Source organism: Streptomyces sp. NPDC058619, assembly GCF_042717785.1.
Taxonomy (GTDB): domain Bacteria; phylum Actinomycetota; class Actinomycetes; order Streptomycetales; family Streptomycetaceae; genus Streptomyces.
The window spans coordinates 1-12,319 of the sequence record NZ_JBHXQN010000012.1 but is presented as its reverse complement, the minus strand read 5'-3'; the positions used below and the strand labels follow the sequence as shown (position 1 = coordinate 12,319).

At 66.9% G+C, this 12,319-nt stretch carries 11 protein-coding genes; 7 read left to right on the top strand and 4 right to left on the bottom strand.

Features of this window, described 5'->3' with window-relative positions; all coding sequences use genetic code 11:
• Positions 1 to 31: 31 nt before the first annotated feature.
• The 5 genes from ACFWTC_RS14335 to ACFWTC_RS14315 are packed head-to-tail and all read left to right on the top strand — an operon-like array spanning position 32 to position 3,183.
• Positions 32 to 484 carry a hypothetical protein gene (locus tag ACFWTC_RS14335; RefSeq protein ID WP_384027569.1) on the top strand — a complete coding sequence of 151 codons (453 nt, stop codon included), beginning with the start codon at positions 32 to 34 and terminating at the stop codon, positions 482 to 484.
• A gap of 7 nt (positions 485 to 491) precedes the next feature.
• Positions 492 to 914, top strand: a complete 423-nt coding sequence (locus ACFWTC_RS14330; RefSeq protein ID WP_384027571.1) for an ATP-binding protein — start codon at positions 492 to 494, stop codon at positions 912 to 914.
• Positions 908 to 1,393, top strand: a complete 486-nt coding sequence (locus tag ACFWTC_RS14325; RefSeq protein ID WP_384027573.1) for a DUF5949 family protein — start codon at positions 908 to 910, stop codon at positions 1,391 to 1,393. Before ACFWTC_RS14330 ends, ACFWTC_RS14325 begins: the two co-directional genes overlap by 7 nt.
• A gap of 51 nt (positions 1,394 to 1,444) precedes the next feature.
• Positions 1,445 to 2,566: an NAD(P)-binding domain-containing protein gene (locus tag ACFWTC_RS14320; RefSeq protein WP_384027575.1), complete on the top strand. Its 1,122-nt coding sequence runs from the start codon at positions 1,445 to 1,447 to the stop codon at positions 2,564 to 2,566.
• 5 nt (positions 2,567 to 2,571) lie between these two features.
• Positions 2,572 to 3,183, top strand: coding sequence for an NUDIX hydrolase (locus tag ACFWTC_RS14315; RefSeq protein WP_384027577.1), 612 nt, complete (start codon positions 2,572 to 2,574; stop codon positions 3,181 to 3,183).
• Positions 3,184 to 4,225: 1,042 nt separating this feature from the next.
• Here ACFWTC_RS14315 and ACFWTC_RS14310 read toward each other — a convergent pair.
• From ACFWTC_RS14310 to ACFWTC_RS14295, 4 genes are all read right to left on the bottom strand, one after another.
• Positions 4,226 to 5,290, bottom strand: a complete 1,065-nt coding sequence (locus ACFWTC_RS14310; protein WP_384027579.1) for a serine/threonine-protein kinase — start codon at positions 5,288 to 5,290, stop codon at positions 4,226 to 4,228.
• Entirely contained in the window at positions 5,287 to 5,796 is a 510-nt protein-coding gene (locus tag ACFWTC_RS14305; protein ID WP_384027581.1) for a hypothetical protein, read from the bottom strand. Before ACFWTC_RS14305 ends, ACFWTC_RS14310 begins: the two co-directional genes overlap by 4 nt.
• A 98-nt stretch (positions 5,797 to 5,894) precedes the next feature.
• A complete protein-coding gene (locus ACFWTC_RS14300) occupies positions 5,895 to 6,965 on the bottom strand; it encodes a helix-turn-helix domain-containing protein (protein ID WP_384074210.1) in 1,071 nt (356 codons plus the stop codon).
• Between the two features lie 59 nt (positions 6,966 to 7,024).
• Complete coding sequence (locus ACFWTC_RS14295; RefSeq protein ID WP_384027585.1) at positions 7,025 to 7,741, bottom strand: hypothetical protein; 717 nt, start codon at positions 7,739 to 7,741, stop codon at positions 7,025 to 7,027.
• Positions 7,742 to 7,949: 208 nt separating this feature from the next.
• Here ACFWTC_RS14295 and ACFWTC_RS14290 point away from each other — a divergent pair, with 208 nt between their 5' ends.
• Both ACFWTC_RS14290 and ACFWTC_RS14285 read left to right on the top strand, forming a co-directional pair.
• Positions 7,950 to 9,401 (top strand): hypothetical protein, encoded by a 1,452-nt coding sequence (locus ACFWTC_RS14290; protein WP_384027586.1) that lies wholly within the window; start codon positions 7,950 to 7,952, stop codon positions 9,399 to 9,401.
• Positions 9,402 to 9,411: 10 nt separating this feature from the next.
• Entirely contained in the window at positions 9,412 to 12,180 is a 2,769-nt protein-coding gene (locus tag ACFWTC_RS14285; RefSeq protein ID WP_384027588.1) for a hypothetical protein, read from the top strand.
• Positions 12,181 to 12,319: the final 139 nt, after the last annotated feature.

Here is a 12,319-nt window from a genome sequence, read left to right as displayed (position 1 = left end):
GGCCAGTGACACCAGTTACCGGACTTCTTGGATGGTCACGAAGATGGAACCCCTCACCGAGCATCGCGGCGTTCGCGGCCCGGTCGTCTATGGCTTCCTGCGGCTGGTGCGGGTCTCCGCCGCCCGGCACGAGGCCCTGCACGCCGCCCTGGCCGAGTACTGCCGCCGGCACGAGCTCGCTCTGTCCGGGGTCTTCACCGAACGCATGGCGAACACGGAGAGGTCGGCGGCGTTCACCGGTCTGCTGGATGTCCTGGAACTGCCGGACACCTACGGCGTCGTCCTGCCCGCCGCATCGCACCTGGGCCCCAAGGCGATAGCCGCCCCACGGCAGGCGCGAATCACCTCCGCTGGGGCCCGGCTGCTGCTGGTCCGCGGCCCCCGCGACGGCCATCCGGCCGGGGCGGGGCCCGCCCGGGCGGCCCCTGCACGTGTCCGCCGCCGCAGTCCCGGTCCCGCCCCCGCTCTGGACACCGATACGTGAGGCCCCGATGCCTGATGCGAAGCAGAAGTTCTTCGACCCGCGGCCCGAGTCGGTCGGCCTCGCCCGAGACTTCGCCGTCACGACCCTGACCTCCTGGGGCCTGCACGACCCCACCGAGGACATCCGGCTCTGCGTCTCCGAGCTGGCCTCGAACGCCCTGATCCACGCGAGCCAGCCCGGACACGGCTTCCTGGTGAGGCTGGACGCCGAAGGCGACTTCGTACGCCTGGAAGTACACGACAGCCGTCCCCGCCACCGCCGCCAGCCCGCGATCGCGCACCCGGCCGAGACCGACACAGCAGGCCGCGGCCTGCAGATCGTCGCCGAGCTCGCCGACAGCTGGGGCGTCGAGGAACGCAAACCCCGAGGCAAGATCGTCTGGACACTGTTCAAGGCGGGCCAGCCGAGCGGACTGGCGCGAGCATGCTGACCCGCAATGTTGCGGCCCTCCCCAGCCCGGACACCGGGTTGCTGTCCTCGCTCGGCGCCTGGACCTGGCCCGGCACCGCCCCCGACGGCCAGCAGGTCGCCCACATTCTCCTCGCCCACCCGCTCGGCCGGACCAGCCACGACACCCCCGAGGCGATCGAGGGCCGGATGCGGCACCTCGCCGAGATCCTCGGCGGCCTCGCCCAGGCCCAGGATGCCGTCCCCGACACTCAGGGAACCCTCGTGACCATCGGCTCCCGGTCCCTGCTGAAGTTCCCCGGCGCCCGCTGGGGCCTGAGACTGCCTGCCCACCCCCAGTGGACCCGCCTGGTCCAGGACAGCGGCCGAGCCGCCCTGATCGTCGGCCTCGACCCGCTCGCCCAGTGGGCCGACGCCGTCCGCGTTGACGCCTACCTCGAAGCCGCCCTGGCCGCCGACCGGCTGCTGTTCGGATTCGCCCGAACCTCCCGCACCGCCTGAACCACCCAGCCCCCATGCAAGGCCCCCATCTCGCAACGAGAGGTCACTGCCATGGAAACCCACGAACGCGCACGGCTGGACGCCTACTTCGCCAAGATCGCCGCCCAGTTCACCCCGGACGAGCCGACCGCATCGTTCTTGGTCACGCACCTGCTGCCCGAGCGGCCCGCCTTCGTCCGAGCGGTCGCCTCGATGACCACGCTGAAGGCGGTGCTGCCCAAGCCCAAGTCCATCACCGCAGCCGCCCAGCGCGAGGTCGAGCACACCGTCCCGGTCGACGCCCTGACCCGCGAGCTGTTCACCGACGCCGACACCGCCCTGGACTACCTCGAATCCCGGGCCGGCGGCGAGGCCCTCACCCTGCTGGACGTCGGGGGCTACTTCGCCCCCACCCTCGAGGAGGTACACAGCCGCTTCACGGGCCGGCTCGCCGGGGTGATCGAGGACACCGAGAACGGCCACCGCCGCTACGAGGACCTCGACAAGCTGTCCTGCCCCGTCATCTCCGTCGCCCGCTCGCCGCTGAAGGACCCCGAGGACTTCCTCGTCGGCCAGTCCGTCGTGTTCTCCACCGAGGCAGTCATGCGCGGACGCGGCGACATCCTCCACGGCCGCCCCGCTCTCGTGATCGGCTTCGGCAAGCTCGGCTCCTCCATCGCCCGCCTCCTGCACGCCAAGGGAGTCCAGGTCACCGTCTTCGACATCGACGCTGTCCGCCGCACCCAGGCCCTCTCCCAGGGCTTCACCGTCGCCCGCGACCGCGAGTCCGCGCTGACCGGCGCCGGCCTGGTTCTCTGCGCGACCGGCTCGATCTCCCTGCGGGGCGAGGACTTCGCCCACCTCCGCAACGGCGCCTACGTCGCGACCGTCACCAGCAGCGAGGACGAGCTGGAGCTGAACGGGCTCCCGGACGTCTACACCCGCACTACCGTCGGCGACCACGTCACCCGCTACCAGACCACCGGCCATTACTTCTATCTGGCGAATGGCGGCAACGCCGTCAACTTCATCCACGGCGCCAGCGTTGGGCCGTTCATCTTCCTGGTCCAGGCCGAGATCCTCGCCGCGATCAGGATGCTCACCCGCGGGGACCTCGCCCCCGGCATCCACGAGGTCCCCGCGGCCGACCGCGCCGCTATCGCGGCGACCTGGCTCAACTACTTCAACAGGTGATCACCATGACCATCACGGCAGACCACATCCGCACCACCCTGGGCGCCTACCTCGACCGGCACCCCGAGGCCAAGCCCGAACTCGACGTCATCGGCAACCTCCTCGACGACGACGCCGACCTGACCAGCCGCAAGGCCTCACCCGGGCACGTCACCGCCGGCGCCATCCTCATCCGCCCGGACGGCCGCATCCTGCACATCCACCACAACGCCATCGGCAAGTGGCTCCTGCCCGGCGGCCACCTCGAACCGGCCGACAACACCCTCCTTCAGGCCGCCGGCCGCGAGCTCACCGAAGAGACCGGCATCCCGCCCCACGTCGTCACCCCGCACAGCGAGACCCCGCTCCACATCGACGCCCACCCCATCGCCGCCAACCCCGCCAAGGACGAACCCGCCCACCTGCACTTCGACTTCCGGTTCCTCTTCCACACCACCGCCGACATCGGCGAACTCCAGGCCGAAGAGGTCTCCGACGCCGCCTGGCGCGACCTCGACACCATCAGCGACCCGATCCTGCGAAAGCACATCGCCGAGGCCATCCTCAACGCCGACAGCGACGCCGCTATGACCGGCCAGCTTCCCCTCGCCGAGCCCTGGCCCATCGCAGGCGAGTGAGGGGACCGACGGGACTCAGGCGGCGGATTCGAGCATCGACCCCAAGCGGCTCGCCACCGGCCCCACCAGTGCAAGGTCATCGACGCTCGCGGCACCCTCGACACCGAACCAGTGGCGGGAGGCTGGCTGGATGACCCGGACCCTCGGCCGTCCCTGAGCCCGGCAGGCCAGCGCAGGTCCGTGACCAGGCAGAATCGCCGGCCTCGGCCTTCGGCTCACCCCGGCACGGGACTGAAGGGGCTGGAGGGGCCGAAAATGCCGGATAAGCGAAAAATGCCCTCCGGGATGTCGGCGTACACCCGACTTTCACGCGTACGCCGACACAATCCGCAGACAGACCCATGACGCAATACCTGGTCGCCGGCCTGTGTCCCTTCCGCTCCGCGTCGTAGGCCAACGCGCTGTGGAGGGTTTCGGCAGAGACGGCCCAGCAGCTGGGCTCGTCACTCATCCGGCCTGTAGTGGGTGAAGGAGTACGACCAACAGCTTGCGCTGGCGGCAGTCCGAAGGCTGGTGCACCCCCTTGAGCCACGAAGACAGGAGCGGGAGGGCGCGTTGATTCGAACAAGCGTGCAATAAGTCATGGTGGCGAGCCTTGCGTGTGTGCGGGCTGTCCGGCACGCTGAAAGGACGACTTCTCTCCAGACCGTCAACTCTGCTATGCCACCGTCATTGAGGAGGAGCTAGCTATGGAAGCGCTCTCACCTCAAGGTGCTCTGCTGGTGTCTTGTATTTCTCGCCTGCCCGAGGGTCGCGTGCCGCGGCATGCGTGGGCAGCCGAAGTGCTTGTGGAGCAGCTTTGGGAGGGCGTGGCCCGCGAGAATGCAGACGGTTGGCGTGCAGTGCTCGCTCCGATGATTCGGCGTGGCGGTGCTGACGTGGGGCGGGTACGAGCGGAGATGTGGGAGCTCGCCCGGCTGGGTGCCTTGGTGCCGGTGGGCGTGGGCAGCGACGCAGAGTATGAGACGGCGGAACTTGCGGAGACTGTGGGCACCAAGGGCCTGTCACCACAGGAGGGACAGGCTGTCGACTTCGCCGTCCGTCAGCTCACGGCCAGACTATTGGCACTCTCGAACACCGCACGCGCGTCACGGTGATCCAGGCTCGGCACCGTCACGTCCTGTCCGATTCGACGCCATGACATTGTCTTGCGGCGGTGCGTGATCAGAGTGATCCCGCCTCCCTTGGAGGGCGCCGCCGTAACTCGTACGCGGGTCTTTGGGTGGCGGAGGAACGGCGCTTCCCAGGTCTGCCCATCGGCCTCCTGCCAATCCGCGGTGCGAATCCTGGCAATCTGGTCGCTCATCTCCCGGGCGCTCTGGAAGCGGCGCGCTGGATCAGGGTCTATAGCTTTCTGGACCAGCTTGCGCAGTGACTTGCACACCCAGGCAGGCATAGCTGAGTCCTCCGGGCGCAGGGGCGGCCGACCAGCAAGGAGGGCATCTACGACGTCCGTAGTCGTGTACGCGTCGTAGTCGAATCTGCCCCTGAGCAGTTCGAGAAGGACCACGCCGAGTGAGTACAGATCAGAGGAGCGGGTGAGCCCGTCCCCGATCAACAGCTCGGGCGGGGCGTACAGGTGTGGTGCGTTCACGCCGGGCGCCTTGCCCACGGAATTCATTGCGCCAGCAAGGCCAAGGTCGCCGATCTTGACCGTGTTGGCGTCTCCGGTGAGGAACAGGTTCGGGCTCTTTACGTCACGATGCAGGATCCCGTATCGCTCGTGCATCTCCGTCAGACCTTGCAGGGCCGCTCGCATGATCCGCAGGGACTCCGCCGCAGTGAAGCGCTCGCCCCTCAGCAGCGCGTCGGTGATGCTGCCCAACTCGTAGTAGGGCATGAACACCTCCACCACCTGCATGGGGGGCCTGTAGCTGGGGATCGTGGCGACAGAACGCACAGGCACCACGTTCGGGTGGTTGATCATTTCCATGACTCGGGGCTCCACCAAGTCCGCGCCCTGGACTTCGGACAGGTCGATGCGCTTGCCGACCAGCCACGTCTCCAGCACAGGGTCCAGCCACACCCGAACCTCCCGCAGGCCGTTGGGCATGCTGTGGAGGCACTCGTAGTCCAGAACGAGGGGCCTTTCGCGCTGCTCGTTCAAGAACCCTGTCCCTCACCACTCATGCTGCGGGTCTCAGTGGCGTATGCCATGGCCGCGGCAAACGCCGGTCCACGCCCAACATTCCAGTAGGTGGGGATCCGCTCGAACCCGACAGCCCTGTGGTCAAAAGAGGCCAGCTTGAGCGCGGGAGTACTGACGAGCTTTCCGATCCGCTCCGTGGTCCACTCCTCGAACTGGATCCCCTGCTCGACACAGGTGAGCATGAGTGCCGAGATCATGGAGATGCGCTCGAAGGCATCGCGGTAGACCCACTGGTTGTTCTTGCGGGTAGCTACTACGGTCACGGCATCGGGCTGTAGCACCCGTATGTCCTGGGCGATCCGCTGGTGCGTGTCAGCCAGTCGCTGAGCTCCAGTCAACCCGGCTGCCGGAAGTAGCCGTTCAGGAGCGCCAGCGATATGGGAGATGCCCTGGGCCGCATCGGGAACAGCGAGCGCCCCGTAGTAGATCGCGCCTGATGAGACAGCCACACCCAGGAGCTTCATGTGTCACGTCTTTCCGGGAAGACTCAGCCGGTGCTGATGTTCACGTGCTGAGTCGAGAGCGGGTCGTTGCATAGCTCTGCGGTGGCCAGCCGCGCCGGCTATCCCTTGACCAAGCGCAGGTCGGGCCGTACGGGTGCCGACTGCTCGCCGCCTCCATCGACGCCAATGGGTACCAGGCCGAAGACGTACTCGTTGAGTTCCTCAGGGTAGATGCTCAACTCGGCCGCGACATCTGCCGGAGACATATCCAGTGGCTGGCGCAGCGTCTCGAACACTTTTGCGAGCAGCTGACTGCTTTCGCGGACCAGGGAGGAGTCAGGCTCGTCGCGGCGGTACCCACGATGTGCAAGCTCCTTGACGGTCTGTGTGTAGCGCCACTCCGAGAGCAACCCAAGCTTGTGCAGTCGATAGGTCAACGCCATAGCTGAGACGCCCCACTTGCGCTTGGCGCTCAGTATCCGGTCGAGAGACGCGTTATGAAGTCTCTGGGCGAGGATGCCGGCACGTGGCATGAGGAACGCAGATGCGAAGTCGTTGGCCTCACCCTCAGAGTCCCGCCCATGCGGGATGCGGTGCTCGCAGTGCAGCACGAGGTGGCCAAGCTCGTGGGCGGCGTCGAAGCGTCCTCGTTCCCCGGTCTTGCGGGTGTTCAGGAAGACATAGGGGGTGCCTGCGTTGATGGTCGAGAAAGCGTCGATGTCCAGGCAGTCCGACGGGAGCGAGAACACGCGTACGCCGTTGGCCTCCAGCAGGTGAACCGTGTTCGGGAGTGGCGCCTCTCCGAGACCCCACGCGGCCCTTACCTGCTCGGCGGCGGCCTCCGGGTCAAGATGCGGGTAGGTGGGCAGGTTCGGCTTCGGCAGTTTGAACAGCCCCGCCAGCCAGCTGTTAAGCGCGATCGCTACAGCCCCTGAACTCAAAGCGCTGTCACGCTCTGCGGCCGTCATCTTGGACGGCGCACGGAAGCTGACCGCGTCCAGCTGCAACTGTGACGCAGGCGATGCCTCGAAGAATGCGACGGGATAGTGAAGAGCGGCTGCAAGGGAGGAAAGCGTCTCCGGGGACGGCGTCTTGCGGTGGTTCTCGAAGGCAGTGATGCTCTGCGCCGAGAACCCCGACCTACGGGCCAGCTCAGCCAACGTCATCCGGCGCCTCTTACGGGCAAGCACCAACCGCTCAGGGGTGAACACTTTCCTCAACTCCCACGTCCGCACTTCTCACTCTTCGGTCAGCCCCCCAGCAGCTCCACGACGACCTCCGGGCCGCTGTCGTCGCCCGGATCGTCCAGAAGCGCGATGTCCGCACCGGGATCACCGAGGTCGGGCAGCGCGAGCGGGATGCGCTCCTGCCACTCATCGACGAACTTCCCGTTCATCTTGATCGGCAGCGACAACTCGGCGGAGATCACTCCTTCGTCCCACTTGTAGAGCAGGCACCAGGTCGGGATCTGATCGAGCTCGCGACCGTACAGAGCCTCGTCGTGCGTGAGGAACGAGAACTGACCGTTCCTCTCGACCAGACGAGCCATGGCTGGACCCTTCGGGTTCTTCGACTTCACACGGGCGTTCAGGTCACCAACACCTCCCTGGGCGCTGATCGCCGTGACCGCGTGACTTGTGCTGGGGTGGATCATCCGGAGGATGCTGTCCCGCGACGTGTGCTTCCACCCGTCCGGATCAAGAGCCTCGGCGAGGTACCGGTTGGTACGGCTCCAGAACATGAAGCCGCGCATGGCCGGCGCGTCGAAGTCGGTGCAGCTGCGGATATCAGCAGCGGCGAGGTCGAGCGCGTTGTGGAACAGGTCAGTCGAGAAATCGAGCTGCGCGAGTCGCTGCACGCACCGCTCGGGATCCAGATTCTGCACATCCCCTCCAGACAACCGTGGTTTCAAAAACCATACCTCATTCGAGGTGTGTTTTTTGAAACCACGGTCATCGTCGCACACAGGTTCGAATCTGTCATCTCGCGTCCTCCGCATGAGGCAAGCCTGTGAGACAGTTCGCTCGCGGTGCCTAGAGGGCGGAGTGATGGGCCTCCGTCGGTCTGTCTGGCGCCCTTCGCCGTTTCTCTGCCCTTAGCCGTGCTGGCTGGTTATGGTTACGGGTATGGCGTATGGGGGATTAGGCAGTCCGCTGGAGTCGCACCGTCCGGGTATGGGCTCGCATCCCTGGCTACCGCAGCCGCTCACGGCGCGTGACATCAGTCGTGACGCGGTGATCGTGCTCCCAGGGATCATGGGTAGCGCACTGACCGAGACCGAGACCGGCCGTCGAATCTGGGGACTGAGTCCACGGATGCTGGCGCGGGCCTGGCAGCGTCGCGACGGCATGCTGCCCCTCCATTGCACCTCCGGGGAGCGCGAGGGGGATTACGGCAGGGTGACGGCAACCGGCTTGCTGGAGGTCCCTGCCTGGGCGCCGTTCCTGCAGGGCTGCGAGCCATACAGGGACCTGCTTACCGCCGTGCACGAGGTCACCGTCGACAAGACGGCTGTGCTCACCTTCCCCTACGACTGGCGGTTACCGGTCGCCGTTCATGCCGCCCGGCTGGCCGAGGCCGCGCGCCGTCACCTGACCGCTTGGCGCGCCCACCCCGGCAGCCGCGGCGAACGTCCCGCCCGGCTTGTCTTCGTCGCCCATTCCATGGGCGGCCTCGTCACCCGCGCCGCCCTCGCCCACGCCCCCGATCTCGCTCCCGACACCCGGGCCGTCATCACGCTCGGCACCCCCTTCTACGGCGCGGTCAAGGCCGCCGTCATCCTCAACGGCAGCCGCCACGACCCGCTGCCCACCCTGCCCCGGCACCGGATGGCCGCAGCCGCCGCCACACTGCCCGGCATCCATGACTTGCTGCCCGTCTTCCGCTGCGTCGACGCCGGCCGGGACGTTCACCGTCTCACCGCGGCGGACGTGGCCGCCCTCGGAGGCGATATGGAACTCGCCGCACAGGCAATGGATTCCCAGCACCGCATCATTACTCAAGGACCGGCTGCCCTACCCGGCCACCGCCCCATCGTCGGCGTCGCCCAGCCGACCATGCAGAGCCTGCGTCTGACGGACGGCCTGGTCCACGAGCAGTACGTAGCCTTTCAGACCCACTCCGACGGTGCTCTTCTCCGCGATACCAACGGCATACCCGAACGCCGCGACCGGGCCGGGGACGGCACGGTCTACCGTGAATCTGCCACCCTCCCCGGCCCCGCCGTCACGTACCTACCCCTGCAGCACGGCGCCCTCGCCAAGGACAGTGTTGTGCTGCGTCACATTCGGGCTGTGATCACCGAGCAGGTCGAGCACCTGGGCCCGCCGATGGGCGCGGGCGAGATCGGCCTTGCCGTTCCGGAGGACATCGTCGCAGGCCAGGCCTGGACTCTGCGGGTGACGGGAGCGGACACCTACGTCGGCATCACGTGCACCGTGCATAACGCCGAAGACGACCGTCGCATCGCCACTCCTCGTTTGGGATGGACAGATGACGAAATCGCAGCTTGGGTCACTCTGCCCGCCCCCGGGCTGTACCGGGTACGGGTCGACACGGGCGGCAACGCACCCGTAACCCAACTCGTCATGGCCTCCGGACCGGACGGTTCGGACGAGGACTCATAAGGCGCTTGCCATGGCCAGAGACGCGGACGCCGACCGCCTACTGCAGTACTTTCCGGTCGACATCGGGACCTACCGCCACCATGCCCAGCTCAATGCACGTGCTGAGGTTGACGGGGTTGCCGACCTCCTCGCCCCCTTCGGCGCCGAGACCGACACCTGGAACATCGACGACGAACACGACAAGGGCGCGGACGCAGTCGAACAACGCCTGCGCGCCTGGTCGGAGCCCCAGAACCCCGGCAATACCTTCCTATACTGGGTCGGCCACGGCGAGAGCGACGGCCAGTCGGCACTCCTCGCGCACGCTCTCAGCCCCCGCCCCTTGACCGCCGGCGGAATGACGCCGGAGACGCTCGTGCAATACCTGGCCGCACGCCAGGCCCACCGTCAGGCGAGAGGAAGCTGGGCGATCGTCGTCATCGATGCCTGCCGCTCCGCCCGCTTCGTCCAGCTGATGAGCGCCAAGGCCCATAGCGACTCCAGTGGCGGGCCACGCAATGTGCTGCTGGTGTCCACATCGGAGGACGGTGTCGCGAATCTAGGCCAGTTCCGCCAGGCGCTGTCCACCGCCCTGACGGTCAACTTCCCGGCCGAGGACGCCATCAACCTATGGACACTCGCGGGCGAGCTGGGCCGCAACCTGCACGGCTGCCCCGTCATCCCCCACAGCCCCGCCCCCGACGCTGCCCTCCACCGCAAGGTTCCCGCCCTCGCGGGCGCCCTAACCGCCCCGCTCGACACGCTAGCCGAGCTCGAAGCCGTCCTCGCCACCCTCACTGACGACGAACGCCGCCACATCGTCCACAAAGCCACCGGAGTCGAACTGGGCGAGCAGCTCTGGCATTTCGAAGGCCGTGCCGACGAACTTCATCAGGTGCTGACCTGGCTGCGGACGGCTCGCAGTGGCCTCCTCGTCGTGACGGGCGCGGCAGGCTCCGGCAAGTCCGCGCTACTCGGCCGCGTTCTGATCCACACCCATCCAGAACTGAGCCGCCTCCTCGAACGCGCAGGCCACCTCGACCCCCTCCCCTCCACCACCCCCCGCCCGGAAGAGCCCTTCGACGCCGTCCTCCACCTCACCGGCGTCACACCCCAGGAGCTGGTCGCACGCATCGCCACGGCTGCCGCCCTCGGCGCCCTGCCCACCGACCCATCCCTCACCGTCCAGGCCAACTGGCTCTACGAACGCATGCGCCGCAGGCGTAGGCGATTCACGGTGCTCGCAGACGCCCTCGACGAGGCACAACTTCCGCTCGCCACCGCAGAACACATCCTGCGCCGACTCGCCAGCCTGCCCCACGTACGCGTCGTCGTCGGAACCCGCCGCTCTACGAAGAGGAGCCCCGACGTCCCGCAGCGCGACGACCAAAACCTGCTCGAGGCCCTCGGCGCCGCCCCGGACAGCGCAGCGGTGGTGATCAACGTAAGGCGGGAGCCCGAGGCGGTCATCCGATATGTGCGACAACGCCTGACCGCCGCCGCACACAGGATCGGATTTATGGGGGCGTTAGCTAACGTCGACCGATTGGCAACGGACATTGCTTCCCAGGGCAGGGAATTTTTGTACGCCCGACTCGCGGTCTACGAAATCATCCAAAGCGATGCCCTGTTCGGGGCGCTGGACGGTCTGGAATCCTTACTGGCGAGCGACCACCGCCAGCTGTTCGCACGCACTGTTGACCGTCTCACCGCTCTAGCCCCGGCGTACCGACCGCTCCTCGAGGCTCTCGCCCTCGCCCAGGGACACGGGTTTCCGGTCCGTGACGGTCTCTGGGCCAGCGCCGCCACCGCCGTCAGCGACGATGTCACAGTCTCTGACGCAGACATCGTGGCGCTGACCCGGGCGGCAGCGCCGTACCTCATGCTTGACACCGAGTTCGGCCAGAGCGTTTACCGGCTCGCTCACCGCACATTCGCTGAACACTTCGCCGCCTCCTCGCCCGACGATCGCCGTCACCGCCTCATCACCACCCGTCTCGCGGCGGACGCTGACGACCGGCTCCCTGCAGCCCCACTGAACCCCTACCTCGTCCGGTATCTGCCCGCCCACGCCTCGCTCGGCGGGTTCGCTTCCTGGCAGCAACTAGCCCAGCATCCCCGCATCCTGGACCGTCTCGACCTCACTGCGGTCACAGCAAAGCCAGCGCCGGAGGGTACCAAGCGTGATGCCGAAGTCGCGGATACCGATACAGCCCTGCTGCGCGAGCAACTCTTTTTCAGGGGCGATGCTCATAGGCCACGACCGAATCGCCGGCGGCGGTCGCGGACTGCGCTGAAGATCACGGGGGCTCTCCTGGCGTTGATGATTGTGGTGCTGGCTGGCGTGGGCTACCTGTACTACAACCACCTCAACAGCACTCTCGGGGCGGGGCTCACGCTGCCGGACGGGACTGGAGGGTGGTGCGCCGCGGACATTGCCGAGGGCACGGTAGTCAGCGTAGAAACAATGGGCAATGGACTTCTGCGGGCCACCCTGAACGTGGAGCGCTGGTACAAGCCGGTCAACCGCGAACAGGGGCAGCTGACCTTCACCTACTTTCAAAGCGGCGAGGCGGACCACTACCTCGGTGGCGTTCGCGTCCTTGTCGTGGTTGGCCGGCTTGGTGATCTGCGACAAATCTTTCGAGAGCGAGACAAATATCTTTGGTCGCCGGAGGGCGACGACGACCTTGAGGCCGGTCGCGAATTCATACTCAGAGTGTCCGATGCTGGCGGCCTCGAATGCGACGCGTCGACGCCGTGGCAGTCATCCGCCCCTTTGAACCAATCACTGACCTGAGCCGACTCAACCGATGCTGGCGGTGGCTCGTTTGGGGTTCACGCTAAGGCTTGTCCCGTAACTGCTGGTCACGGTGAGATGATCTTGGTGTGGCTGGTGTGATCACGGCGTCGGAGCCGTCCTGGATAGCCCCGTTCAC